This is a genomic window from Micromonospora sp. NPDC047521, from assembly GCF_055587305.1.
This window is the reverse complement of record NZ_JBVJGN010000006.1, coordinates 212,244-239,009: the sequence shown is the minus strand read 5'-3', so window position 1 is coordinate 239,009 and position 26,766 is coordinate 212,244. Positions and strand designations below refer to the sequence as shown.

Annotated in this window: 14 protein-coding genes; 5 read left to right on the top strand and 9 right to left on the bottom strand. The window is 70.5% G+C overall.

Translation table 11 applies throughout. The features are described from left to right. Nucleotides 1-16: 16 nt before the first annotated feature. The 4 genes from ACZ6N8_RS16140 to ACZ6N8_RS16125 all read right to left on the bottom strand — a co-directional run bounded on the left by ACZ6N8_RS16140 (nucleotide 17) and on the right by ACZ6N8_RS16125 (nucleotide 14,561). Nucleotides 17-271, bottom strand: coding sequence for a hypothetical protein (locus ACZ6N8_RS16140; RefSeq protein WP_466010658.1), 255 nt, complete (start codon nucleotides 269-271; stop codon nucleotides 17-19). After that, a complete protein-coding gene (locus ACZ6N8_RS16135) occupies nucleotides 240-11,798 on the bottom strand; it encodes a LamG-like jellyroll fold domain-containing protein (protein WP_466010657.1) in 11,559 nt (3,852 codons plus the stop codon). The genes ACZ6N8_RS16140 and ACZ6N8_RS16135 overlap by 32 nt, the downstream gene beginning before the upstream one ends. Before the next feature lie 151 nt (nucleotides 11,799-11,949). Further along, nucleotides 11,950-12,450, bottom strand: a complete 501-nt coding sequence (locus ACZ6N8_RS16130; RefSeq protein WP_466010656.1) for a hypothetical protein — start codon at nucleotides 12,448-12,450, stop codon at nucleotides 11,950-11,952. A 140-nt stretch (nucleotides 12,451-12,590) separates the two neighbouring features. Beyond that, on the bottom strand, nucleotides 12,591-14,561 hold the full coding sequence (locus ACZ6N8_RS16125; RefSeq protein ID WP_466010654.1) for a potassium channel family protein: 1,971 nt from the start codon (nucleotides 14,559-14,561) through the stop codon (nucleotides 12,591-12,593). 94 nt (nucleotides 14,562-14,655) lie between these two features. On the opposite strand from ACZ6N8_RS16125, the gene ACZ6N8_RS16120 reads away from it, so the two are divergent. From ACZ6N8_RS16120 to ACZ6N8_RS16105, 4 genes are all read left to right on the top strand, one after another. Further along, a complete protein-coding gene (locus ACZ6N8_RS16120; protein WP_357983017.1) occupies nucleotides 14,656-15,138 on the top strand; it encodes an MSMEG_6728 family protein in 483 nt (160 codons plus the stop codon). Between the two features lie 30 nt (nucleotides 15,139-15,168). Continuing rightward, a complete protein-coding gene (locus ACZ6N8_RS16115) occupies nucleotides 15,169-16,722 on the top strand; it encodes an FAD-dependent oxidoreductase (protein WP_466010652.1) in 1,554 nt (517 codons plus the stop codon). A 66-nt stretch (nucleotides 16,723-16,788) separates the two neighbouring features. Further along, entirely contained in the window at nucleotides 16,789-18,003 is a 1,215-nt protein-coding gene (locus ACZ6N8_RS16110; RefSeq protein ID WP_466010650.1) for a hypothetical protein, read from the top strand. 212 nt (nucleotides 18,004-18,215) lie between these two features. Next, a complete protein-coding gene (locus ACZ6N8_RS16105) occupies nucleotides 18,216-18,659 on the top strand; it encodes an HNH endonuclease (protein ID WP_466010649.1) in 444 nt (147 codons plus the stop codon). A gap of 72 nt (nucleotides 18,660-18,731) precedes the next feature. On the opposite strand, the gene ACZ6N8_RS16100 is transcribed toward ACZ6N8_RS16105, so the two are convergent. The 3 genes from ACZ6N8_RS16100 to ACZ6N8_RS16090 all read right to left on the bottom strand — a co-directional run bounded on the left by ACZ6N8_RS16100 (nucleotide 18,732) and on the right by ACZ6N8_RS16090 (nucleotide 23,686). Further along, nucleotides 18,732-20,291: a serine/threonine-protein kinase gene (locus ACZ6N8_RS16100; protein WP_466010647.1), complete on the bottom strand. Its 1,560-nt coding sequence runs from the start codon at nucleotides 20,289-20,291 to the stop codon at nucleotides 18,732-18,734. Between the two features lie 106 nt (nucleotides 20,292-20,397). After that, the gene (locus ACZ6N8_RS16095; RefSeq protein ID WP_466010645.1) at nucleotides 20,398-21,165 is read right to left on the bottom strand and encodes an enoyl-CoA hydratase/isomerase family protein; all 768 of its coding nucleotides are present in this window, start codon (nucleotides 21,163-21,165) and stop codon (nucleotides 20,398-20,400) included. A gap of 133 nt (nucleotides 21,166-21,298) precedes the next feature. Further along, nucleotides 21,299-23,686 carry a M4 family metallopeptidase gene (locus tag ACZ6N8_RS16090; protein WP_466010643.1) on the bottom strand — a complete coding sequence of 796 codons (2,388 nt, stop codon included), beginning with the start codon at nucleotides 23,684-23,686 and terminating at the stop codon, nucleotides 21,299-21,301. A 166-nt stretch (nucleotides 23,687-23,852) separates the two neighbouring features. Between ACZ6N8_RS16090 and ACZ6N8_RS16085 the strand changes: the two genes are divergently transcribed. Next, a complete protein-coding gene (locus ACZ6N8_RS16085; RefSeq protein WP_466010642.1) occupies nucleotides 23,853-24,386 on the top strand; it encodes a hypothetical protein in 534 nt (177 codons plus the stop codon). A gap of 37 nt (nucleotides 24,387-24,423) precedes the next feature. On the opposite strand, the gene ACZ6N8_RS16080 is transcribed toward ACZ6N8_RS16085, so the two are convergent. Beyond that, nucleotides 24,424-25,689, bottom strand: a complete 1,266-nt coding sequence (locus ACZ6N8_RS16080; RefSeq protein ID WP_466010641.1) for a glycosyltransferase — start codon at nucleotides 25,687-25,689, stop codon at nucleotides 24,424-24,426. A 4-nt stretch (nucleotides 25,690-25,693) separates the two neighbouring features. After that, nucleotides 25,694-26,269: a tetratricopeptide repeat protein gene (locus ACZ6N8_RS16075; protein ID WP_466010639.1), complete on the bottom strand. Its 576-nt coding sequence runs from the start codon at nucleotides 26,267-26,269 to the stop codon at nucleotides 25,694-25,696. Between the last annotated feature and the right edge of the window lie 497 nt (nucleotides 26,270-26,766).

The window sequence follows — 26,766 nt, the reverse complement described above, 5'->3', positions numbered from 1 at the left end:
CGACTGAGTCCCCTCGTCAGTCCTCTTCTCGCAGCCCATACGCGTCAGGCAGTTCGATCAGAACCTCACGGCGCGCATCCACCTCTTCGCTTCGCGCCTTCTGTTCGACCACTCGAACAATGTCTTGACGTTCGCTCTCCTCCAGCGAGTCGAACAGTGTCGCGACCTCCCCTTGAAGGGATGACGCGAAATCACTGTCGATTTCCTCTTCCGTGGCGAGCTCAATTGAAACAAGCAGGTCAACTATTGCACCGACAATTTGGTCTTGCATGATTCACCACCTGTGCGACGATATTTGTGACGCCCGCGTCCGCGAAGACCTTCTCAGCCCTCCGCTTCGCCTTCTCGTTCGGGACTTCCCAACGTCCCGTGTAGCCGTTCTGTTCAAGCGCCATCGACTGACGAACGGCCGCGTTCACTGTCTTCTTGGTGGTCGCGACGCCATGCTTCCGGTCGATAAGAACGCCAGCCGCAGCATCGAATCCGTCGAACCTGACCTCCGCGATATCGAGGTTGCCGTTGACGTAGTCCAGCGCGGGCGCCCGTCCCGGCTGGGCCCCCTGTGCACCCGCTTCGTAGTCCCCGGCCGCCGCGGTCTTATGCGCATTCTCCGAAACGTAGCTGACCTCGCCATCGCAGTTGTGCACGAGTACCGGCGCGTCACCGGGGATCACATAGTACGTGTGGATGTCGGCGACGGTGAGGTCGCGCATCTCTTCGACGCCGAGCTTGTTGAGCACCGCGACGACGGTGACCGCACCCTTGCCCTTGACCAGCAGCTTGGTGCCCGGCTTCAGGTCCTTGGCGTCGTCCCACTTGCGCTTCGAGGCGTTCCAGAACGGGTGGTGCCAGGTCGTCTCGACCTTCGTCACCTTGCCGTCCTGGTCACGGACGGTGAGGTCGGTCAGGTCCTTGTCGGTGTTCCGGTGCAGTTGGGTGACCTGCTTCGGCTCCGACTTTCCGGCCACCGGGTCGGTCGCCATGACCTTGTCGCCGACGTTGACGTCCTCGATCGGCCGGCTGGTGCCGTCCGCCATCAGGACCCGGGTCTTCGGGTCGAAGCTGTGCCGACGACCGGTCTTGCAACCGCCACCACCGCCACCGACTGCGAGGCCGAGCGGGTTGAACCCACCCCCACCGCCGGAACGTGCGCCTCCGCCGCCCTTGCGGCTCAGCGCCCCGAGCCCCGGCACCATGTTCTCCGCGGCTGCCCGCGGGTTGTAGGTGCCCGACGTGGCCAGCTGGCTGACCGCGTCCTCGACGCCGTTCTCGGCGGCCTCGGTGGCCAGGCGGCCCACGAGACCGGTGCCGACCTTCTTAGCCACCGCCGCACCGACGCGCGCGGCGATGGCACCGCCGGCACCGCCGATCAGCCCGGTGACCGCGCCCGTGCCCAGGGAGCCCAACGCGTCACCGATGCTGTGGATGTCGCCCTGCGCGGCGTCCTTGGCCAGGTTGATCAGTGCCCCGGCACCGACCATGCAGGCGATAGCGCCCGCGCCGGCGGTCACCGCCGTGCAGGCGATACCGGCGAGGATCGCGCCGCCGATCGCGGCGACCTCCAGCAGGACGTCCTTGTGTTCCTTGACCCACTTGGTCGTGGCGCTCGCGGCGTCACGTACGGCGGTGGTGGCCTTCTTGACGACCCGCTGCGCCTTGGCGGCGACCTTCTTACCTGCCTGCTTGAGTTTCGCCGCCGCCTGCTTGGCGCGTTTCTTGACCGCCGCGACCTTCTTGGCGACGCGCTTCTTGACCTGGTTGTACTTCTTCTTGACCGCGCGTTTCGCCTGGTTGTACTTCTTCTTGATCTGCTTCTTGACCTGGTGGTACTTCCTCTTGGCCTGGTGGTACTTCTTCTTCACCGCCGCCTTGGCCCGTGAGGCGGTCTTCTTCACAGTGGACTTGGCGGCGCTGTAGGCGGACGAGGCGTACGAGTAGGCCGACGACGCGTACGACGAGGCGTACGAGTAGGCGGACGACGCGTACGAGCGGACGGTCGAGGTGACCGAGCTGACTGCGCGGTTGAAGGACTTCTTCAGGCTGCCCAGACCCCAGTGCCCGGTCGGGTCGGTCACGGTGAGCGGGTTCGCGTCGCCGTACTGGTAGCGGTTGGCGTTGATCGAGTCCGGCAGCGGGCTGTTGCTCGCCGTGTCCCGGGTGTCGAACTGTCCGGTGTCCGTGTTGTACCAGCGGGCGTGCATGTTGACCCGGCTGGTCAGCGCGTCGGTCCACTCCGACTGGTAGCCGAGCTGGCCGACCAGACCACTGGTGGTGAGCGCCTTGCCCAGCGGGTCGTAGGTCACCGAGCCGGCCAGCGCCGTCCCGGTCGGGGTGAACTGCCCGACCACGTCGGTGTGCAGGTCCGTCCAGACCATCCGCTGGTTGCCGCCGCCGGTGGTCCCGACCACCTCGCCGGACGGCCCCCGCACGTAGGTCGCGCCGGAGTCCGCCGCGAGGTCGTTACCCAGACCTGTGTACGCGTGGCCGGGCCGGATCGCCCGACCCAGTCCGTCGTACGTGTAGGTCTGTGTGCCGCCGGCCGACTGCTGCGACACCACCTGCCCGAACGCGTCGGTGCGGGTGATGTTGCCGCCGGCGTCGGCCAGGGTGCCCCGGGCGGTGTACGTGTAGCTCGCCCCGTCGGCGGTGAGCAGGCGGTTCCGCTGGTCGTAGCTGAACAGCTTGGAACCGTTCTGCACCCGGTTACCGGACTTGTCGTACGCGTACACAGTGGTGGCGGCGCCGTTGTTCCACGACGTCAGCCGATCGGCCAGGTCGTAGGTGTAGGTGTTCGAGGCCGAACCGGCGAACCCGGTCGTCGACTTCGAGGTGATGTTGCTGTTCTCGTCCCACCCGTACGTGATCTTCGCGAGGGACGCCCCGGCGGACGACTTCAACTCGTCGCCGGTGAGCCGCCGCAGCGGGTCGAACGTGAAGTTGCGGGTGTTGCCGTTCGACCCGTACGTGATCTTCGAGACCTGGGAGAGGGTGTTGTAGGTGTAGGCCATCTGCACGCCGGCCGACGGGTTCGCCAGCGACGACAGGCGACCCGCGCCGTCGTACCCGTATGAGGTCGTGCCTGCCGCGTCCTGCCGGGAGGCGAGCCGGCCGTCCGGGTCGTAGCCGAACGTCGAGTTGCCCGACGGGCCGGTCACCGACCGGGGCAGACCCCGGTCGTCGTACGCGATGGTGTTGGTGCCGCCCGAGCCGGACAGCGAGGTCATCCGGCCGGCCACGTCGTAGCCGAAGGCCCGGTCCTCGGTGGCGACCTCGGCGCCCGCGCCCGACTGGCGCACCAGCTGACCCAGGTCGTCGTACTCGTTGGTGACAGTCACCCCACCGGGCATGGACTGCTTCACCGGCCGGCCGGACCTGTCGTACTCCACGGTGAAGGTGCGGTCCGCCACGTCCGGGTGGGCCGCGGTGGCCGGCTCGATCATCGCGTCCGGCAACCCCCACGAGTTGTACCTGGTGAGGAAGGCGTTGCCGCGACCGTCGGTGAACCGGGTCCGGTTGCCCTCCAGGTCGTAGCCGAACGTGGTGACGATGGAGTCCGACGCCGAGATCGGCTGGGTCTCCTTGGTGACCACACCCGTCGCGTCGTACTCGTAGGTGACAGTCGTCTTGCGCGCGTCGGTGCTGGCCACCATGTTGCCGGCCCGGTCGTAGCGGGCCGACTGCTCGGACAGCAGCGTCCCGGTCGGGCTGTACTCGGCGGTGCGGGTGGGCCGGTCCGCCATGTCGTAGGTGACCGAGGCGTACGAGCCGTCCGGGCGGATGGTCTTCGTGGTCCGGCCCTCGGAGTCGTACTCGAACCGGCTCACGTTGTTGGCGCCGTCGGTGGACGTCAACGGATCGCCGACGGCGTTGTACGTCGTCGAGTTGTTCACGCCGGCGGCCGAGGTGACCTGCGACGGCCACCCCTGCGCGTTGTACGTGTAGTTGGTGGTGTGGTTCTTACCCTCCTGCCGCACCACCTCGGTCGAGGTGACGGTCCGACCCAGGTAGTCGTAGGTCGCGGTGCTCACCGCGCCGGTCGGGTCGGTCGTCGACAGCACGTTGCCCGCGTCGTCGTACGTGTAGGTGGTGGCGCCGTCGTTCGGCGCGATCTCCTTCGACGTGCGGCCCAGCTGGTCGTACTCGTAGCGGGTGATCTTGCCGAGCGGGTCGGTGACCGCCTTCAGTTGACCTGCCGTGTCGAAGCTGTAGCGCGTCTCCGGCACGATCGGCGTCGACGACCCCGGCGGGGTGTACGCGGGTGCCTTCTCCGACACGACGCGGCCGACCGCGTCGTACTCCACCACCGACCAGTTGCCGTTCGCGTCGCGGGTGTCGGTGGGCTCGTCGAAGGTGTTGAACCCGACCCAGCTCACCGCGTTGGCGAGGGCGGGCACCTGACCGGGCTGCTCGACGGTGGCCGCCGGGGCGGTGGTCTTCACCGCCCGACCTTCCTCGTCGTACCCGTAGTAGGTGGTGTTGCCGTTCGGGTCGGTGACCGAGGTGGGCAGGTCGTCGGAGTCGAGGACCTGCGAGGTACGGATGACGTACCCGTCGGCTGCCGGCACGGTACCGGCCCTGACCTGCGAGACCTCCACGTCGGACAGCGCCTTCTGGTAGATCTGCACGTCGCTGACCGCACCGGGGAAGAAGCCCCAGCCGTCCGCGCCGCCGACGGTGAAGGCCGTGGCCGAGTTGTTGAAGGTCTCCGTCGTGGTCACCGTGGCCTGCACCGCGCCGTTGGCGTAGAGCTTCATCGTCTTGCTGACCGGATCCACGGTGAGCGCCAGGTGAGTCCAGGTACCCACCGGCGACGCGGAACCGGCAGCCCCGCCGCCCTGGACGAACGAGTTGGTCCCGTCCGCCTTGCGAACGGCCGCACCGGCGTACCACCTGTCGTCACCTGGTGCGTAGAAGACCTTCAGGGCAGAGGCCCCGATGGCGCCCGGAGCATTGAAGACGAGCTGCTCGGTGTTGCCCAGGGCGGGATTCTTCGAGGCGAGCTTCGCCCAGGCCGACACAGTGAACGCCCGCTTGGTGTCCACCACCGGGCCGGTCTTCAGGTATCCGCTGGTGCCGTCGAGGACTGCCGAACCGCCCCGGTCGGTGGACCAGGCGACGTTTCCGATGGCGGTGGCCGGGCTGTTGCCCGTGGAGTCGGCGGCCTTCGTGCCGGTGGTCTCGTTGAGCTTCCAGCGCGCGACCGGGGTCAACGCCGTCGACGGGTACTCGGTCTCGGCGATGGCCCGGCCGGCGTTGTCGTAGAGCGCGTCGGAGACGCTGGTGACGGTGCCGTCCGGCCCAGAGGACACAGTGGAGATGACATTGTCGTCGGCGTCGTAGGTGAGCGCGGTCCGGCGCTTCAACCCGTTCGGGTCGACGACCGAGGCGGTCGTCCGGCCCGCCGCGTCGTACTCGGTGGCGGTGACGGTGTGGCCGTTGTTGCTGATCTCGCTGACCACGTTTCCGGCGGCGTCGTAGACGTTCTCCTCCACGACGAACGTCCGGGTGCCGTCGGTCCGGCTGATCTTCGCTTCCAGACCGTTGTCGGTGTACGTCCAGCTGGTGGTCCAGCCCATCGCGTCGGTCTCGCTGGCGAGCCGGCCCGCCGGGTCGTACGCCCGCGTGGTCGTCACCAGGTCGCGGGGGGCCGACGGGTTGTTCGGGTCGCCCGTGAAGTTCTTCACCGTCGAGGTGAGCAGGTTGCCCTCGACGTCGTAGGTGCTGGTGGTCACCCCACCGTCGGCCTCGGTCTCCTTGACCACGTGGCCGTACCTGTCGTACTCGAAGCTGCTGGTCTGGTTGACGCCGTTGGTGGTCGACGACTCCTGCCCGTAGGAGTTGTAGGCGTGCCGCTCGGTGCGCGACGCGTCACCGCCGGTCAGGTCGCTGACCGTCACCTCGGTGATGTTGCCGTCGTCGTCGTACACGGTGGAGGTGCGGGCGGTGTGGACCGCGCCGGTGACCCGGTTCGTGACGCCCGGCTCGGTCTCGGTGATCTCACGACTCAACCGGTCGTACGTACGGCTGGTGGTGAGCCCCGCCGGGAAACTGTCGGTCACCTCGGTCTCGGTGAGCAGCCGGCCCAGCCCGTCGTACGTGTAGCGGGTGATCTTGCCACTCGGCTCGACCATCTCGGCGACGTCACCACTGGCGTAGTAGGTGATCGTCTGGGTCTGCCCACCGGAGGTGGTGACGGCCGCCGGCAGGCCGGCCGGGGCGAAGCCGCCGTCCTTCGCCGCCACGGTCGTCCCGTCGGTGAAGGTGGTACGGGTGACGCGGCCCAGCGGGTCGGTGATGGCGGTCTGGTTGCCCTTGCCGTCGTAGCCGTAGCTGGTCAGGTACCTGCTGTCGGTGGCCGACGACGACCGGCCGTCGCGCATGGTGAGGATGACGTCGTTACGCGGGTCCGGAGTGCCACCGATCTTGACGGAACTGCCGGTCGCCCAGCCACCGGTGCCGTTGCCCGACACCAGGTACATCTCGTTGTCGGTCGACTTGAGGTAGACGATGTCGGGCTTCTTGTCACCGTCGAAGTCACCTGCGGACAGCAGCGCCTTGGCGCTGCCCCAACCGGTGCCGACCTTGGTGGCGGTGGTGCTCAACCAGCCGCCCGACCCGTTGCCCCGCAGCATGTAGAGGTTGTTGTCCGCGCCGCTGCGGTAGATCACGTCGGCCTTGCCGTCGCCGTCGAAGTCGCCCGGAGACACGAGCAGGTTCGCGGCGCTGACGTTCGGGCCGATCAGGGTGGCGGTGGTGCTCAGCCAGCCGCCCGAGCCGTTGCCCTTGAGCAGGTAGAGGTTCTTGTCCACCGAACTGCGGAAGATGACGTCCGGCTTGCCGTCGCCGCTGAAGTCCTTCGAGAAGGTCATCAGGTCCGCGGCGCCGACGCTCGGGCCGATCTTCGTCGAGGTGCTGCTCAACCAGCCGCCCCTGCCGTTGCCGGCCAGGACGTAGAGGTTGCTGTCGGAGGCGCTGCGCCAGATCAGGTCCGGGTTGCCGTCGCCTGTGAAGTCCTTGGCGGCGACCGCCAGGTTGGCCGAGGCCATGCTGGTGCCGATCTGCACCGGCAGGCTGGTGAGCCAGCCGCCCGTGCCGTTGCCCTGCACCATCTGGATCGTGTTGTCGGCCTCGCGGTAGACCACGTCAGGTGCGCCGTCGCCGTTGAAGTCCTCGAACATCATCGGCAGCGAGGCGGTCCCCCAGTTCAGGGGGTCGGCCGAGTTGGCGTAGTAGGTGTAGTAGACCGACGAGCACTTGTTGGCCGACTGGTCCTGACAGGTGATGACCTGCTTCGTGTTGCCCCGGGCGTCCTGGAGTTCCTGAGTCCACACGCCCCTCGGGTCGTACGTCAGGTTGCCGTAGCCGCCCACGTCGTACCCGAACTTGGTGGTGTTGCCCAGGCCGTCGGTCTGGGCGACCATCCGGCTGCCGTTGACCAGGTCGTAGCTGTAGCTGATCTTCTCACCGGTCGGCCCGGTGACCGAAACTGTGGAGACCGGCATCGCGATCGCGCTGGCGGCGCCGTTGACCATGGTGACGGCGACCGGCGCGGTCTGCTTCGACGCCTGGAAGTGCCCGGCGACCTGTTCGGCGGAGAGCTGCGACCGGTAGAAGGCGACCTCGGCGATCGACCCGTTGAAGTAGCCCAGGTCGCGGGTGCCGTGCATCGGCCAGGCGCCGGCCCACTTGCCCGCGCCGACGTAGACGTTGTCCCTGGCGGCGGCGACGAGCGCGGCGTCGATCTTGCCGACCGCGACGCCGTCCAGGTAGAGCGACTGCGTGTTGCTGGCGGCGGAGAGCACGACATGGTGCCACTTGTTGTCGTTGACCAGGGCCGTGCTGGTGATCATCCGGGTGGCGTCGGCGGTCCAGAAACCACCCCGCAGTTTGCCGTCCGTCCCGACGTACAGGGCCGGAGTCCAGTTACCGACCACTGTCGGGTCCGACAACGGGCTGGCCTGGTAGCCGTAGAGAACACCACCTGCGGTGTTGCCCGCCGGCATCTTGAACCACATCTCGACCGAGTTGGGCCCGGTGACCGGGGCATCCTCGGACGGAAGTTGCAGGTAGGAGGTCGTTCCGTTGAACGACGCGGCCTTGCTGTCGCTGAACGGCCCGGCGACACCGAGGGTGGCGGAGCTGTAGGTGGCGACACCGCCCTGCACCTCGTTGGCGGCGTCCGTCGCCTCGACGTCACCGAGTCGCCAGTAGTCGGCCGGCTTGGCGCCCAGCACCGAGGCGGCGTAGACGTCACTGCTGCCCGAGACGGTGGGAGTGCCCATCGTCCAGACACCGCCGTTCTCGTCGGTGACGGTCGACACCCGACCGGTCTTCTTGTCGTACCCGACCTGGGCGGTGATCCCGCCCGAGGGGCGGACCACCGTGCTGAGCACCGGGTGGGCCGTGCGGCCGGCGCCGTGCAAGGCGGACACCGTGGTGCCGGTCAGCGCCTGGTTGAAGAACGACACCTCACCGATCGAGCCGGTGAAGTAGGTGGCTCGCGCCGGAGTGACACCACTGTTCACGTGGCTCGGCCAGCCGCCGCCCACGAAACCGGCACCGACGAGCACGTTCGCCGAACCGCCGGCGATCTGGGCGACGGTGCCGGCGAGGGTGCCCCTGTCGACGCCGTCGAGGTAGAGCTTCTGGGTGTCGCCCGCACCGGCCAGCACCACGTGGTGCCAGGCGCCGTCGGTCACGGTCACGTTCGTGTTGATCGGGGACGGGCTGCCGTTCCAGAACGAGCCGCGCAGCTTGCCGTCCGTGCCGATGTAGAGCGACGGGGTGTAGTTGCCCGGCGTGGTGCCCTTCGTGATCGCATCGGCCTGGTAGCTGAACAGCACACCGTTCGGCGTGGTCGTCTTGAACCACATGCTCACCGACTGGTACTGGCCGTCGCTGACCAGGTTGCCCGGCAGTTGCACGAACGAGCTGGTGCCGTTGAAGCCGGCCGTCGTCGCCGTGGACCCGGGCAGCGCCGCCGGCTGACCCAGCGCGACGTTGGTGTAGCTCGCGTTGTCCACGCCCGCGTTGCCGAGCACCGAACTCGCCGCCGTGGTGGCGCCGGACGCCTCGGTCAACCGCCAGTACGAGTACGGCCCGGCGTTCAGGGTCGCGTTGGCGTACTGCGAGGTGCTGTCGTGCTGGTAGGTGGTGCACGCCGTGGAGCTGGTCGGCGGGCAGACCTTGGCGAGCTGGTCGCTGGTGCCGTAGCTGTACTGCCAGGTCGTCGCGGTGTTCGCGTCACCGGGGACCGCCGGGTCGGTGGACACCGTCGCCGGGTGGGCGTACGCCGAGCCGGCCGGGGTGGACCAGGTGACGTACAGGGACCGGCCGGAGGCGGAGGTGATCTTTGTGGCGTTCGAGCTGCCGTCGTAGGTGAACGTCATCGCCCGACCGTTGGCGTCGGTGATGCTCGTGATCTTGAAGACGTCGCTGCCGGCGGCCTGCGCGAAGACGTAGAGGGAGGCGTCCTTGTCGGTGAGCGTGTAGCCGGTGACCGCGCCACCGACGTCCTTGTTCTCCTTCAGGACGGAGAACCGGCCGGACGCCGGGGTGAACGTTCCGTCGGCGTTGCGCCCCAGCGCCACGTCCTGACCGGTCGGATAGGTGATGAGAACCGACTGGACCTGCCCCGCGATGTCGCGGACCTGGGTGGCCCGGGTGTCGAGCATGCTCGCCCAGCCGGCCCCGAAGGCGTTGCCACGGCGGGTGTCCAGGCTGTTGTAGCTGCGGGTGATCGACAGGGACGGGCCGACAGTGGCGACGCTCGCGTCGGTGGCCGAGGTGGTGTAGTTGCCGATGCCCGGGTCGTACCCCTTGCCGGAGTTCTGCGTCAGACTCCCGGTCAGCAGCGGCTGCGGCACCGCCGTGCTGAACGCGTACGCCGGGTAGACCGCGCTGGAGCCGGCCTTGTCGTTGACCTGGACCGTGTAGAGGTAGCGCTTGTTCCAGGTGAGCTTGCCGGCCGGGACGGTCCAGCTCGCCGTGGCCACCCAACCCGAGTTGGCCACCACCGCGCCGGTCCCGGCGTCGGCGACCACGTAGTTGTAGGTGAAACCCTTCGCCGGCCAGTTGTCCGGGTCGACGGCCCGCGAGTGCAACTCGGGCGTGAGGGTCTGCACCACCGCGTTGTTCGTCGGGTAGCGGACGTTCACCTGCGGGGCGACGTTGTTGGTGTACGTCAGCTCCAGGTACGGCTTGTAGCTGCCGTCGGAGTAGTTGGCGGCGGTGAACCGCTTCCACGCCGTCGAGTCCGTCTCCGAGGCGGTAAGCGCCAGACCCTCGTTCAGGCCACCTGTCGACCAGTCGTTGAACGTGTCGACGGCCAGCGGGACGGTCACCCACTTGCCGGTGCTCCGGTTGGGCGGGTCGTTGGTGCAGGCCGGGTAGTTGTCGGCGATGGTCAGCGAGCCGATCGAGGAGGAGATGGCCGGCCCCGGGTGCGCGCCGGTGGTCAGGCCGGCGACCGTCCACGCCTGGGTCACCCGGTGCACGTTGAACGCCTTGTGCGAGGTGCAGTCGAACGACCAGGTGTGGAAGAGGCGCAGCTTCGCGGCGCTGAACCGCTTGCCGGCGAGCCCGTCGCTCGCGAACTCGTCGAAGTGGATGAACGAGCGCGCCTTGGTCCCGCCGCTGTCGTACGTGCCGACGGGCAGGTTGTCGCCGTTGTGGTTGGTCGTCTCGGTGTCGTTGTCGACGTACACGTCGCCTGTGGTGCCCGTGGTGGCGGTCGGGTCCACCCGCACCGGGTACTGGCGGGCCGGGTCCCGCAGCCAGGCCGGGTCGGCCACGACCCGCAGCGCGGGAGCGCCGTCGACTGTGACGATCTCGAACGTGACGGCGTCGGACTCGGCCGGGGCGCCCGAGCGCCGGTCGACCTTCGAGTCCTGCATCGAGCCGTGCGGGAACCAGGCCACGGCCTTGCCGTCCGCGTTGAGCAGCTCCACCGAACCCTCGGCGGTGAGCCGGGGGGTCAGGCCGGTGAGGCGGAGCGGGAACACCCAGGTCGACGCCGCCTCCGGCGAGCGCAGCACAAGGGTCTCCTTGACGCCGGCGTCGAAGGTGGTCAGCTCCAGGTCGGTGTGCGGGAGCACGTCCCGGTAGCGGGCGGTCGGCCCGGTCACCTCGGGGGCGGTGATGGTGCCGCCCTCGAGCCGGTAACCGACGCTCTCACCGCCGGGCAGGGTGAGTTTGGCGAGATCGGCGTCCACAGTGGTCGCGTCGGCCGCCGCGTTCGCGTTCGCGGCGCGGGCGGCCGGGGCACCGCCGGCGACCGACACGCCGAGCCGGTTCGCGGTGACGTGCAACCGACCGTCGGAGCGGCGGGCGAGGTTCGAGTTGATCTTCTGCCAGCTGCCGTCCGCCGCGCGGTAGTTGACCGGGCGGTTGTACGTGCGCTTGGTGAAGGATCCGTCGGCGTTCGCGAAGATGTCCGAGCGGGCACTGGACTTGCGGGCGTCCCGCGTGCTGGTGCGGGCGTCGAAGCCCTGCTCGGCCACTCCCGTCACCTCGGGAGTGGTGGGGATCTGATGCGGCTGGTACGCCTCGAGGGTCCCCGGAGCGGGCTCCGGTGCCCGGCCGGCTCCTCGCCCGGCGTCGGTCGCCGACGCCGGCACGTGCGGGTCGACAGTGACCGGCTTCCCCCTCTGCTGCACGGGGAGCCCCACGAACGCCGCCGTCGCCGACCAGGCGGGACGCTGCGCGAACCAGGTGAGCCACGTCAGCGGGAACTCCCCGCCCGGCCGGACCACGTCGGCCGGAACGGCGACGGTCAGACCGAAGACAACAGCCACCATGAATGCGGCACGGCGTGTGCCACTGGTAACGGATCGGCGCATGGCCGGTCCCCTCCCCCGTGAAGTGAAATTACCAACGCGGAGTGTGAGGGCTCGCCGATCATGGGCACAAGATGGCCGAACGGCCAATCCTGAGAGAAACCTTGGAGCGTCAGTCCCTGCCGGACGCCAGCGCCGAGACCACCTCAACGGCCTTGCGCTGCACGGATTCCGGGTCGGTGGCCTGCTCAACGAGCACATTGGGGCCGGGCGTCGCGGCGCCGAAGGCGACGAATCTCGCCGAGGGGAACCGCGCGGCGGTCGGACGGACCGCCCGCACGGGCGCGTCGCCGACGGCCAGGATCACGCCGCAGCGGCTCTGCACCAGACTCGCGAGGAACGTCTCGGCGTTCTCGCCCGTCTGCGGACCGTCCACTTCGAGGAACTGCACCTTCACGAGCGTCGCGAGGGACGCCTCCTGCATGCCTGTCCACACGGGACGGGCCTCGGGGGCGGCGACTCCTCCCGAGCCGGTGAGCAGACAGGCGGTCTCCGCCCGGTAGTCACGTTGGCGCGGCTCCGGCTCGTCCTCGGGCCACAGAGCCCAACCCACGACCACCGCCACGACCAGGCCGAACGCGGCTACCGGCCACCACAGCGGCCGGGTCCGCATCCAGCTGACGGCCGCTGCTGCGCGCCGTCGCCGTTGCGCGTCCCGGGCTCCTCGGCCCACCCCACCACCAAGCACTGGCGCACCCTACTCGGCCGCCGCCGACGATGAGGACCCCACCGGTCGGCATCGTGCCGGGCCGCTCACCCCACCTCGCCGGGCCCGTCTGGTTGGCGGATCACCTCGACCTCGTCCGGCGAGCCGCCGTTCGTCACAGGTGCCGCGCCGGCCGTGGGTGGCACCGGCACCTGATGCGCCGGACCGGTCGGAGAGGCGGCGACGTGCCACTCCGCCGACCCCGGCACCGACCGGGGTGTCGGATGCGGCTCCCCGCCGGGCCGGGGAACCGGGCCGGAACCGGCGGGCGGCGCGCAGTGCCTGGTCAACCAGTCCAGGCCGCGGCGGCGGACGACCACGGTGAGCCGGTCACCCGCAAAGATCACCTGTCGGGAGTCGAGGTCCTTCCACCAGATCGTCCTCGCCCCGCCGGCCGGAGTACGGGCGATCAACCGGACCTGCCCGTCCTGGTTGACCGTGCCCAGTGGCCGGCCGTCGAGATCGGAGCCCGCGGCGACCGGCACCTCGGCGACCGGCAGCGCGTGCCTGTCGACCGGGATTGTGGTGATCACCGCGCGTTCCGTGAGCGCGCCTGTGAACGCCGGAGCGGCCAGGTAGGAGACGGATCGGGACACGCCGAGGGCGAAGGTCTCCTCGACCCGCTCGGCGAAGTCGCCGTCGAAGAGCCGCAGCACCACCCGCAGGTCGTCGCGGAGATCTCGGGCGGCCAGCGCCGCTTCCAGGTTGGCGACGTCGTCGGTGGACGCCACCACCAGCGCCTGACAGTCGGCCACCGAGGCGGCGGCCAGGGTCTCCGGCAGCGCCGCGTCACCGACGATGAGCGGCACCTCCAACTGCCGGGCCAGCGCGCCGCCACGCGGCTCCGGATTCTTGTCGATCGCCACCACCTCGACGTCGTACTCGCGCAGTTGCGCCATCACCCGGGTGCCGACGTTGCCCAGGCCGATCACCACGACGTGGCCCACCCGCGCGGGCTGCAACCGCCCGGTGTGCAGGGCCAGCCGCGCGTTGACGATGCCGTCCACCACGACGGCGGTGATCAGCGGGATCAGCGCCAGCCCGGCCAGATTGAGGACCACCTGCATGACCTGCGCGCTTGCGGTCTTCCCGGTGTCCGGGTCGGCGCCGCTGAGGGTCGTGACAAGCGTCAGGTAGAGCGCCTCGGCCGGGGAGACACCCTCGGCCCGGGAGATCAGCGCGCCGAGCACCGCGATCACCGCGAGCACCAGCATCACCGCGATGCCGATCTTGCGGGTGGCGAAGCCGCGTACCGCCCCCAGCACCATCGTGACCGGACGGCGTCGCCGCCGGGCCCGGACCAGCCGGCGGGCCGCCACCTCCGTCCCCGGCGGCTGCCCGGTCGCCTCGGCCAGCACCAGGTCGGCGCCCGCCTGCTCGGCGGGCAGCAGGTCGACTCCCTGCTCGTCGCCGCCGTGGGCCAACGCGCAGACCACGTCCTGTGGACGGACGTCGGCCCGGCGGGCAACCCGGAACGTCTTGTCCCGATGTTGGAACGAACTCGGGTCGACCTCACCGAGCGCGGCGGCCACGAACGCCGGCGCCGCCATCTCCGCGTCGGAGAGCACCTCGACAGGCGCCTTGAGCAGCTTGCGGACGCCGTCGGCCAGGGTGCCGTTGAACATCCGCAGCACCTGGCGGACCCGCTGGTCCACGGCCTGGGCGCAGAGGGCGGCGTGCAGGTTGCCCACGTCGTCCTGGTGCAGCAGGGCCAGCCCGGTCGCCCCGGCCAGCCCGGCGGCCTCGAACGTGGCCACGTCCAGCCGCTCGGAACGGACCACCCGCACCCCACGCAGCCCCGCCACGTCCGGCCCGTTGCGCGGGTAGCGCTCCGGCACCACGACCGTCACCCGGGCGCCGCCGGCCGGCAGCTCGGATTCGAGCAACGCCCGGGCCACGTAGTAGGCGAGCGCGTCCCTGCCGCAGATCACGTAGTGCGGTCGCGGATCACCGACGGGCCGCAGCCGCCAGTTCCACTCGACCGCCCGACGCGCCCGGTCCCGCCACGGCTCCGCCATGCCCGGATCGTAGTCAGCACGATCACGGTGGGCGGCCCCGTCCGGATCATCCCCGCGAACGCATGTCGGCCCCGACGACGGGTAGAGCAGCGCCATGCAGACCTTCCTGCCGTACCCGGACTTCCTGGCCAGCGCCCGTGCGCTGGACCAGCGGCGGCTGGGCAAGCAGCGGGTGGAGGCCATCCAGGTGCTGCGCGGGCTCACCCGACCCGGGTACGGCTGGCGCAACCACCCGGCCGTGAAGATGTGGGCCGGGTACGAGGAGGCGCTCACCCGGTACGGCCTGGACATGTGTGCCGTCTGGACCGAACCGGGGCGCGCCGACACCTGCGCCACCACGATGACCGTCGACCTGGCCGCCGCGTGCGGGCCCGGCGTGGTGCGTACCCAGCAGGAGCTGGCCTCGGCCGGCGAGCTGCCGCCCTGGCTGGGCCGCGAGGACCTGCACCTGAGCCACCGCTCGTCGCTGGTCCGCAAGGACCCCACGCACTACCGGCCGATCTTCGGCGACGACGTGCCGGAGGACCTGGAGTACGTCTGGCCCGGCTCCGACCGCGCGCGCCGCTGCCTTCCGTAGGGGAGACTGGGCCCGACGACGGAGGTGCTCGTGGCGGTGTCGCAGGTGGTGGGTCGGCTCATCGGCGTACGCCAGCATGAGGTGGACCCCGGCGGTGGCGGCGCGGACCGCGTGCCGCGACCGGTCACGGCGGTGGTGGTGGGCGGCGGCATCGCCGGCATGTCGGCGGCTGTGGTGCTCGCCGAACGGGGTGTGGCGGTGACGGTGCTGGAGGCCGCGCCCACCCTCGGTGGCCGGCTGGGCGCCTGGCCGGAGGCGCTGGCCGACGGCAGCCAGCAGAACGAGCACGGCTTCCACGCGTTCTTCCGGCAGTACTACAACTGGCGGTCCATCCTTCGCCGGATCGACCCCGACCTGGGGTTCCTCAAGCCGATCCCCGGTTATCCGATCCTCAGTGAGCAGTGGCCGACGGAGGAGTTCGGCAAGTTGCCGCCCGCGCCGCCGGCGAACCTGCTCGCCCTGCTGCTGCGCAGTCCCAGCCTGCGCCTGGCCGACCTGCGACAGATGGACCGGGACGCCGCGCTGCCGCTGCTCACCTACGACCCGGTGCGCACGTACGCCGACCTGGACAACCGGACGGCTGACGAACTGCTGTCGTCGCTGCGGCTGCCGGACCGGGCACGGGCCATGCTGTTCGAGGTCTTCTCGCACTCGTTCTTCAACCACGAGGCGGAGATGTCGGCCGCCGAGATGGTCGCGCAGTTCCACTTCTACCTGCTCGGCAACCCGGAGGGGCTGGCGTTCGACTGCCCCGACGAGGATTACGCGACAGCGATCTGGGAGCCGCTGACCCGGCACGTGGAGAAGCACGGTGGTCGGGTCCTCACCGGCGCCGCCGCGACCGGGGTGCACCGCGACGCCGACGGCTGGCGGGTGACGACAACCGACGGCGGTGACCATCCGGCCGGCCACGTCGTGCTGGCCGTCGACCCGCCCGCCCTCGCCGCGCTCGTCGCGGCCTCCCCCGATCTGGCCACGCACGCGCCGGAACTGGTGGCGAGGATGCCCGCGTTCGGCACGCCCGGCCCGCCGTACGCGGTGGCGCGGTACTGGTGCGACGGGGATGTCGCCGCCGGTCGCGCGGTCTTCAACGGGGTGTCCCGGCAGCCCACCCTGGACTCGGTGACGCTCTACCACCGGTTGGAGAACGAGTCGCGGCGCTGGGCGCGGCAGAGCGGTGGGTCGGTCATCGAGCTGCACGCGTACGCCTGCGAGCCGGACGTGCCGGCCGAGGAGCTGGCCGAGCGGATGCGCCGCGAGCTGATCGCTCTCTGGCCGGAGGTCGCCGACCTGCGGGTCCGTGAGCTGCGGGCCCGGGTGGAGGCGCAGGCGCCGGCGTTCACGCCTGGCAGTCACGCCTGGCGACCGGGGGTACGCACCGACGCACCAGGCCTCTACCTCGCCGGGGACGGCATCGGCACGGACTTCCCGAGCGCGTTGATGGAGCGGTCCGCGGCGACGGGGATCCTGGCCGCGAACCACATCCTGCGCGCCGAGGGCGGTGCGGCCGAGCCGGTGCGCTCGATCCGGCCGCGGGGGCTGCTCGCCGGGCGGGACAAGCGAAACCGACAAAACGCTCTATAAGCGACGGTACGCTGCCGTACGCTCGGTTGATCATCTCTCGATCGACCGGGCGGGAGGGCAGCGGAGATGTCACCACTGCACCGTGCCGGTGCGGACAGCGGGCCGCTCACCGAGGAGGCCGGCCGCGACGACGCGTACCCGCTGATCCGTGACGAGCGCGCCTGCGTCGTCACCGCCCTGCGGCTGGGCTGGTGGATGGCGGACGCGTACCACCACGCTCGCAACACCCAGCCCGCTGCGGCCGTCGCACCCCGCCCACCGGCGAAGCTCTCCAACCTGACCGAGATGTCCCCGCCCCGGCGGATGCGGATGTACCTCGACGGGGTCGATGTCGCGTTGGCGCAGATCGCCGCGCTCACCCGGCACACCGGACCCCGCCCCGACACGGCAGGCGCCCGCGCCCGGCTGCCCGACCTGGACCGGCTGCCCGACCTGCGACCGCCCGACACCGCCGACACCGAACCACTGCTGCTGGCCCTCGACGACCTCAACGTGGAGGTGCTCCGGTGGACGATGGCCACCAACCTGCGCGTCGGGCTGGCCTACCGGCTGGGGCGGTCACTCGCCGACACGGTCCGGCCCGGCGACGCCACCGAACTGCTCAGGCGCTTCAACGGCCGGCAGGTCCAGATCAGCCGCTGGCTGGACGAACTGGCCACCGTGCTGCCGCCGTACTCGGCTGCGGTCGTCCGCCGCTCGCTCGCCGAGTGGGCAGTCGCCGTGGAACGCGCCGGCCGGGGCGACCCGACCGAACCCGAGCCCGCCGAACTGAGCCGCGAGCTGCGCAACCAGGGTGACCTGTGGCGCGGCGTGCTCACCGGCGGTCTGCACCCGCGCGACCTGCTCGACGAGGAGGACTACGCGGTTGTCGCCAGGAACCTGATCATCCGGGACCGGCGGCTGGTGGCGCAGGCCGCCCGGGGGATCTTCTGGCCGGTGCTGGTGCCGCTGCTTGTGGTGCTCTTCGCAGTGGTCGCGGCGAGCGCCGCCGCCGCGGCCGGCTCACCGACAGCCAGGGCCACAGTCGCCCTGCTCGGCCTCGGCGCCGGGCTCGCCGCCATCTGGCGATCCGTCTCCGGACCGGCGATGTCGGTCGCCGGTGAGGTCAACCGGCCGCTGCTGGACAGCGAACTCACCGCACGGATGGCGCTGCGACTGGATCGCCCCCTGACCACCATCCGGCGTACGGCGGGGACCACCGCCCGCCGCCAGCGCCGCCCCGAGGAGCCCGAGAGCCGATCGAAATACGTTGCCCCCCTGTCCCGCCCGGACCTACCGTGATCGCGCAAGGTCAACCACCGCAGCGGGAGCAGCTCATGACGATGTCGCACGTCAACGCCGTGCCGTCGACGCTCCCTGCCGACGGTTGCCGAGCGGAAGGTCCCCGGGCGGGCCGGCCCGACTGACGCGTACCCGTACGCGCGAGCCGCCCCGTCCACCAGCCGGACCGGGCGGCTCTTCGCTGTCCGTCGCATCTGTCGAAAGGAGTCCCGGTGGACGCCGTCCTCGTCATCAACGCCGACCTCGGCCCGCTGCACCGGGTCACCGTCCAACACGCCGTCCGGATGCTCTGCCGACGGGTGGCCGAGATCCACGAGGCGGAGCCGGACCGGGTGATCGGAGTCTTCCCGATGCCCCGGGTGGTGCGGCTGGTCCGCTACGTCGTCACCAGGTGGCGGTTCAGCGCCGGACCGGCCTGGTCCCGCGCCGGGGTGCTGCGCCGCGACGAGCGGTGTTGCGCGTACTGCGGCGGCCCGGCGTCGACGATCGACCACATCCTGCCCCGCTCGCGGGGCGGCCGGAACACCTGGCGTAACACCACCGCCGCCTGCTACGGCTGCAACCAGCGCAAGGGCGACCAGACACCGGCGGAGGCGGGCATGCCGCTGCGCCGGGAGCCGGTGAACCCGGGCTGGGCGGCGCTGGCCGGGCGGTGACGGAACGGGCCGGCGGGAACGGGGGGCCGCGTCCGGGGGTACGCCCCGGGCGCGGCACCCGCCGGCCCCCGGTCAGTCGGAGTTCTCCCTGACCATCGGCTTCGGGCGGCCGTTGGCGCAGTGCACCCGGATCTCGCTGTCGTGCTCGGCCGAGGTCAACTCGATCTGGACCCGCTTCGCCGGGCCCGGGTCGTACGCCTCGGCCTGAAAGCCGGGCGCGGGCGTCACCCCGAGCACCTCGACCGACCCGTGGAGGCAGCGGACGGTGACTGTCCCGCCCCGCGCGCCCACCGGAACGCCCGGGGGCACGGTGGGCGTGGGAGCGGCCCCGGACGGGGTTGGTCCCGGGGTGCCTGCGGGTGGGCGTACAGGGGGTGCACCGCCCGGACCGGTCGGGGGGCCGGTCCGGTTGGCGGCCGAGGTGCGCCCGGGCGGCGGCGTGGCGGGTGGCCGGGTGTCGGCCGGGTCGGGCGGCACCACTGTCCGCGGTAGCCCCACGGTGGTGGTGCCACCCGACCCGATGGCGGTTCGCGGGGTGCCCGCGTCGTGCGTGCTGGAGTCACCGAGCGCGCCGGCCACCGCCACCGCGGCGACCACCGCGCCGCCGACCGCCAGCACCGCCCGCCGCCGACGCCACGACCGCCGCCGAGGCCTACCCGGCGGCCGCGCAGCCGGGCCGCTCGACGGCCCCACCGCGCCCGGCGCAGACTCCGGCATCGCACCTGACCCGGCCTCCGCCGCCGACTCCACGCCCGCCACGACCTGGGCCGGCGTCGTGTCGATGTCCGCCGCGAGTGCGACCGGCCCGCCCAGGGCGGCGGATTCGCCCGCGGCGACGCGCAGGATGCGGGCCGCCGCGGCGGCCGGCGGCCGGTCGTTTGGATCCCGGGCCAGGCACCAGCGGTAGAGCCGGTGAACCTCGGCCGGCACCCCGTCCATCTCGGGCAGCGGGTCCGGCTCGACGTGGACCTGGGCGTGCGCCGTCCCGCTCCGCCCCTCGGCTCCCCGGGGCAGCCGGCCGGTGAGCGCCCGGTGCAGGAGCAGGCCGAGGGCGTACACGTCGCAGGCGGGTAACACCTCGCCGCCCGCCAGCCGCTCCGGCGCGAGGTAGGCCGGCGTGCCGAGCAGCCGCCCCTCGAAGTCGATCTCCGGTTCGCCGGCGACGGCCGCGATGCCGAAGTCGAGCACCTTGGCGCCGGTGGGCGTCAGCATCACGTTGCCCGGTTTGATGTCGCGGTGCACCAACCCCTGGGCATGGGCGACCGCGAGCGCCGACGCGACCTCCGCGCACATCCGCAGCCCGGCGCGGGGCGGCAGCGGTCCGGCGGCCAGCCGCTGTTCGAGGGTGGTGCCACTGAGAAGTTCCAGCACCACGAACGGGACCCGTACACCGTCGAGAAGCGACTCACCGTAGTCGTAGACGCTTGTGACGTGCGGATGCGACAGTCGGGCCGCCGCCAGGGCCTCGGCGCGGATGCGCTGCCGGGCGTTGGCGTCGGAGCCGACGAGCACCTTCACCGCGACGTCCCGTTCGAGCACCTCGTCGTACGCCCGGTGCACCGCGGACATGCCGCCGCCGCCGAGACGCTCCAGGAGACGGTAGCGGCCTGCAAGCAACTCATCACGCTGCACGACCGACAGCCTGCCGTACCGACCCGCCCCGACACCACCCGGGATCGAGGTTTCACAATGGGACAGGCGTCAGGTCCCCGCGGACGGGCCACCCGGCGGGCGGTGATCAGCCGTCGGTCGGCGCGCGCCAGGCGAAGCGCGGCTGTCGACGCTCGACGATCGCCGCCACCCCTTCCCGGGCCTCGCCTGTGGTTGTCACCTTCCGGTGCCACCAGGCGATCCGCGCCGGTCCGGCCCGGTCGTCGATGATCTCCTTGGCGGCGGCGACACTCAGCGGTGAGCGTTGGGCGATCGTGGCGGTCAGCTCGTCCACCCGCGCGGCGAGCCGGTCGCCGGGCAGCACCTCGTCGACCAGGCCGATCCGCAGGGCCCGCTCGGCGTCGATCAGTTCGGCGGTGAACAGCAGGTGCTTGGCCGCGGACGGTCCGACCAGCCGGGACAGCCGGCGGGTGGTGGGCGCTGGATAGACCAACCCGAGGCGGGCCGGGGGTACGCCGAAGCGGGAGTCGTCGGCGGCCACGCGCAGGTCGCAGGCGACCGCGAGTTGGGCGCCACCCCCGACGCAGGCGCCCCGGATCGCGGCCACCGTGGGCTTGGCGAAGCTGGCGAGCCGCTCCTCGGCGGCCACCGCGATGCTGGCGTCACCGGCGTCCAGCAGCTCGGCCAGATCGCCCAGGTCGGCGCCCGCGCAGAAGGCGTCCCCCGCGCCGGTCAGCACCACCGCCCGTACGCCGGGGTCGGGCTCAAGCCGGTCCAGCAGTTCGGGGAGCTGCCGCCACATGGCGGCCGTCATCGCGTTGCGGCGGACCGGGTTGTGGATCACCACGGTCGCCACCGGTCCGGTCACCTCGACGGTCAACTCCGCGTCCGACACGTCCGCCCCCTCTCCGCGTCAGCCGTCCGACGCCGCTCGCGAGCCGCCGACGTGCGGCGGTGCGGCGACCATAACGGCGCGGACCCGACGACCACCGATGAGGGGTGGTCGCCGGGCCCGTACGACGGTCAGGTCAGGAGACGTTGAGCGCCGTGTCGTCGATCACGAAGGACGTCTGGAGCGAGGCGTCCTCGGTGCCGGTGAACTTCAGGCTGACGGTCTGGCCGGCGTACGCCGCCAGGGAGAAGGACTTCTGGCTGTAGCCGGTGGCCTTGTTCAGGTTCGAGTAGGTCGCCAGGGTGGCCAGAACGGTTCCGCTCGAGTTCAGCACCTGCACGTTGAGCTTGTCGTACGCGACGCTCGTGGTGGTCTCGGCCGAGTCGATGTGCAGCCAGAAGCTGAGCGCGTACGACGAGCAGCCCGACGGCAGGGTCACCGACTGGGCGAGCGTCTCGGTGCGGGTGCTGCCGTACCCGTTGAGCCAGGCCTTGTACGACCCGGTGCGGGCGGCCTGGCCGCTGGAGTTGGTGATGACGCCGGAGCTGGCCGTCCAGCCGGTCGCACCGGACTCGAAGCCCGGGTTGGCCAGCTTCTGCCCGGTCGCGGTGCAGCCGCCCCCGGTGCCGTTCACGGTGAGCCGGTAGGTCGCGCTGCGGGTGACCGAGCCGGCGCCGTTGACAGTCACCGAGTACGTGCCGGGTGGGGTGGCCGCCGAGGTACTGATGGTGAGGGTGGACGAGCCGCCCGAGGTCACCGAGGCGGGGCTGAACGAGGCGCTCGCCCCGCTGGGCAGGCCGGACGCGGAGAGCGTCACGGTCTGCGCCGAGCCACTCGTGGTGGCGGTGGCCACCGTGGTGGAGGCCGAGCCGCCCGGGTTGACCGAGCCGGCGGTCGGCGACAGCGACACCGAGAAGTCGTTGCCGGTCGAGCAGGGCGTGTCGTTGCCGGCCACGTTCACCGCGGTCCAGGCGGCCTGCACGGCCTTGTACTCGGTGGAGCAGCTGCCGTACAGGTCGGTGGCCGCCCGCAGGCTGTACGCCCGCGCGGTGTTCGCCGGGTTGCTGGTGTTGACGTACGACGTGTTGGAGGTGAAGTAGACGTCAAGCGCCCGGTACCAGATCTTCTCGGCCTTGGCCCGGCCGATGCCTGTCACCGCCGGGGCGGAACCGCAGACCGGGGAGGTGCCGTACGAGGTGGCGCCGGTGCCCTCGGCGAGGTTGAAGAAGAAGTGGTTGGCCACGCCCGAGGAGTAGTGCACGTCCTTGCTCTTGGTGCTGGTGGACCAGCAGCTGTCGGACGAGCCGTCCAGTGACGGGTTGTACATGTAGCGCAGCGGCGTACCGTTGCCATTGATGTTGATCTTCTCACCGACCTGGTAGTCGCCCGGGTCGCTCGGCGCGGCGGAGTAGAACTCCACCATGTTGCCGAAGATGTCACTGGTGGCCTCGTTGAGGCCGCCGGATTCGCCGGAGTAAACCAGGCCGGCAAGCGCTTCGGTGACACCGTGGCTCATCTCGTGCCCGGCCACGTCCAACGAGACGAGGGGGCGGGAGTTGCCGGAGCCGTCACCGTAGGTCATCTGGGCGCCGTCCCAGAAGGCGTTGACGTAGTTGTTGCCGTAGTGCACCCGGCTCGGCACGCCGGTGCCGTTGCCGAAGATGCCGTTACGGCCGTGCGTGTTCTTGAAGTAGTCGAACGTCTTCGCCGCGCCGAAGTGAGCGTCCACGCCGGCGGACTGCCGGTTGGAGTTGGCCCCGGTGCCCCACGCGTTGTCCGCGTCGGTGAAGGTGGTGCAGGTCGACGTGCCGTTGTTCATGTCGCAGGTACGGCCGTTGCCGTGCGATGGATCGATCATCTGGTACGTGCTGCCGGAGAGCGTCGTGTCGATGCTGACCGCGCCCGTGTAGATGCCCTGGCCGCTGCCGACCACCGACTCGATCTCGTCGTACGACCCGACGGCCGCGCCGGTGACGGCATCGCTGATCACGTGCAGCCGGGACGGGGTCTGCCCGTCGGGCTGCCAGCCACTCACCACCGTCTCCCAGGCCAGTCGACCGGTGCCGGAAGTGGCGTCGACGAACAGCTCAGGGGTGCCGACGGCCTCCGCCTTGCCGACGAATCCGGCGCGGGCGGCCTTCTGCGCCGCGGCCGCCGGGATCCTGGCCGAGGTGGCGAGGGTCAGCGGCGCGGCCAACCCGACCGAACTGCCGGCGTACGTGCCGTTCGGGGCGGTGTGGATGACGAAGTCACCGCCGTACACCCGCAGGCCCTGGTAGGTCCGGGTGTAGCGGGTGTGCGCGGCACCTGTGGCATCCAGCTTGGTGCTGTGCACCTGGTAGGACTCGGCGCTCGAACCCTGGACAGCGCCGGGGTTCGTCCGTAGGACGGTTGCCGCTCGGGCCGCGGCGGAGGCGTCCGGCGCGGGAACGGTGGGCGGAGCCGCGTGTGCCGCGGTGGCGACACAGGTCAGCATGCCGCCGGTTAGCAGCACTGCACTGACGGCGGCAAGGGGTCGTTTCACGTGCCCTCCTGGAAGGAGAAGAGTGTGACGGGGGTAGTCACGCATGTAGATATAGCTATGTGTTGAGGAAAAGAGAAGGCCTGGACCGCTCCCAGACATCGACAATGGCCGAACGGATGAGGGTTGTGACAGGGAACCGGGGATCGGCGCCACGCGTCCGACGGACATGAGATCCGCCTCGACAACCGGCGCCACCGTCGCGCTCCTGGTCGCCCTCCTGGCCGGCTGCACCAGCACCGATCAGGGCGGCAACCCCCCGGACCAGCCGCCCGCCACCACCGGCCCGTCCCCGACCGTCGCGGCCACCGACTCCCCACCGACCGTCGCCCCCAGCGGCGCCCCCACGGCCCGCGGCGCGGCCCCCCAGGTGACGCTGCGGCGCTCCGGCGGTTTCGCCGGGCGCGGCGACGCCGTCACCGTCGAACCGGACGGCCGGTGGACGGCCGTCGACCGGGCCGGCAGTCGGCGTACCGGCCAACTCGACACCGCAGACCTCGGTCGGCTGGGTGGGCTCGCCGCCGACCCCCGCCTCGCCGCCGAGGCACGCCTGACGGCCAGCCCGAGCGGATGCGCGGACGCGTTCAGCTACCGGTTGACCGTCGGCGCCATCGAGACCGGGTACGTCGACTGCCCCGGCGAGGCCACCCCACCACCGGCCACCCGCGCCCTGGTCGAGCTGATCCTGCGCGCCACCGACTGACGCCGAGGTCAGGTTCTTCCGCGTCCTCCGCCTCGGCTCAGATCGTCAACAGTCCCCCGTTGCGGGTGTCGTTCTTGATCGCGATCAGGTTCGCCACCACGTACGGAATGTTGTGCGTCCTGTGCAATTCGGTCGGGAAGTACGTGCCGAGGCGGGACACCTGGAAACGGCACTCGATCTCCGGGACGAAGCGCGCGTACTGCTGATCCGTGAAGTACCAGAAGGAGTTCTCGTTGTAGAACGCGACGTGCGTCGGATCCTGGAACGCGCCCCGACCGTCGGTGCTCGGCGTCAGGGAGAGCAGCATGCCGTTCGGGGCGAGGACCCGGTACAACTCGTTGAAGACGGCGATCTTGTCCGGGACGTGCTCCAGGAAGTCGACAGCCCGGATCACACCGACGCTGTCGTCCGGCAGGTCGATCCCCTTGGTGACGTCGCAGACGATGTCCACACCGTCGCCGGCACGGCGGTCCAACCCGAGGAAACCCTCCGACTTGTTGTGCGCCGCACCCATGTCCAGGGCCAGCAGGCCCCGCCGCTTGGCCCAGGCCAGCGCGTTGAACTGGATGTTCCGGTCGTAGATCTCAACCGACCGGCGTTGGATGCGCGCGTTGACCTCCGGATCGCGCTGCGTGTTCCGAGAGTGCATCCGTTGCAGGTAGAGACACTTCGGGATGTGGTGGAAATCCGCCACCTGGTACAGCCGGCACATCAGGTCGAGGTCATCGGCCACGTCGAGTGACTCGTCGTACCCGCCGACCTTCTCGTACACGTCCCGGCGGAACGCCCGGACGTGGTTCGGCGCGTACCAGATGTAGCTGACGTTGTGCGGGGTCGGCGCCAGCGCGTGGCACACCTGCACCTCGCGGCCGTCGACCCGCTCGTCCCGGTAGCGCCAGCCGTGCGAGGCGGCGAAGCGCGAGTCGTCCCGGCCGCCGTCCTCACCGATCTGGGCGGTGTCGCTGTAGACGAAACCCACTTCCGGGTACGCCTCGAAGGCCGCGACGATCTCCGCCAGGCAGTCGCTGCTGAGCACATCGTCGTCGTCGAACTCGACGAGAATGTCCCCGTACGCCTCGGCGCAGGCATGCCGCTTCACGGCACCGACGCCTGTCACTCCGTCGCGCACCACGAGACGGATCCGTGGATCGTCGACCTCGGGGCGCCACCGGTTGCCCTGATTGAGAAGGACCACCCATTCCCAGTCCGTGTAGGTCTGCGCCAGCAACGACCGCAGGCATTCGTCCAGGAAACGGGTCCGGTAGCTACCCGTGAAAACAGTTACATGCGGCCCTTTAACCAACGGGTCACCTCGCCGGCTTGCGCGGCCGGTATTTCGCCGGCACCGCCGGTGCCAGGCTCCCGTCGGCGGCGACCGCCGATGTGAACGCCGTCTGGGCGCCTTGCTGGTCCTTCCGCTTGTCGAGCATCAGACCGAGCCGCAGGTAAGCCGTGGAGGCAGCCTTGTCGAGGTCGACGATCTTCCGGTACAGCGCGAGCGCCTCGTCCGGCTTCTCCCCCTCCAGCAGAATGGCCTTGTTGAACATGGCCGGCCGGTACGAGTCGTCGATCTCCAGGACCTTGTCGTAGCTGGCGACCGCCTCGGACGGCAGACCACGGGACTGGGCGAGATAGCCGAGGTTGAACCAGGCGAACTTGTTGTCCCCCTGAAGCGCGACCACCTTTTCAAAGGTTGCCTTCGCCTCGTCGGTCTTACCCGCCTGCCCTTGCTCGATACCCTGCTGGAGCAGGACCCCCGGGTCCCCTTGCCCGGCCCCTGGAGCGACGGTCCCGCCGGATTCCTTCGCCATGGGCGTCTTGTCGTCACTGCACGCACCCGCTCCAGCCAATAGCACGGAGCCGCAGGCAAGTGTGCCGAACACCTGTCGCATTCTCACTATCGTCCTCTTTCTGGATCATTGAAGGTGTGCTTCGCTGATCACGACGTTCCGGGCGCGCAGACGACGTAGACCTGGCCGATTTCGCCCCCTAGGATGTTGGCCTGCCATCCGACGGGAGTCTCTCCTTCTACAATCGGGCTATCGACGTTCACGATCCCGTTGCTGGTGTAGCCGCCGCCCAACGCCACTTCGCCGGTGGGGCAGAGGACGGTCACGCGGCCGGAACCCGGCTCAGAGGTTTCGGCATGAACGCCCGATAGGACACCCTGGGCGCCCTGTGGACCCTGCGGGCCGCTCGGACCCGGCGCGCCGGTCACACCCTGCGGACCCTGCTCACCCTGGAAACCCTGCGCACCTTGAGCGCCGGCATCGCCCTGAGCACCGGTCGCGCCCTGGAAACCCTGCGGCCCCTGAGCCCCGGCCGCGCCCTGCGCGCCGACATCGCCCTGAGCACCCGTCGCACCCTGAGCCCCGGGCGC

Coding starts and splice junctions, on each gene's coding strand:
- ACZ6N8_RS16140 (WP_466010658.1), bottom strand. CDS start 271: ATGCAAGACCAAATTGTCGGTGCAATAGTTGACCTGCTTGTTTCAATT.
- ACZ6N8_RS16135 (WP_466010657.1), bottom strand. CDS start 11,798: ATGGTGGCTGTTGTCTTCGGTCTGACCGTCGCCGTTCCGGCCGACGTG.
- ACZ6N8_RS16125 (WP_466010654.1), bottom strand. CDS start 14,561: ATGGCGGAGCCGTGGCGGGACCGGGCGCGTCGGGCGGTCGAGTGGAAC.
- ACZ6N8_RS16085 (WP_466010642.1), top strand. CDS start 23,853: ATGAGATCCGCCTCGACAACCGGCGCCACCGTCGCGCTCCTGGTCGCC.
- ACZ6N8_RS16110 (WP_466010650.1), top strand. CDS start 16,789: ATGTCACCACTGCACCGTGCCGGTGCGGACAGCGGGCCGCTCACCGAG.
- ACZ6N8_RS16130 (WP_466010656.1), bottom strand. CDS start 12,450: ATGCGGACCCGGCCGCTGTGGTGGCCGGTAGCCGCGTTCGGCCTGGTC.
- ACZ6N8_RS16120 (WP_357983017.1), top strand. CDS start 14,656: ATGCAGACCTTCCTGCCGTACCCGGACTTCCTGGCCAGCGCCCGTGCG.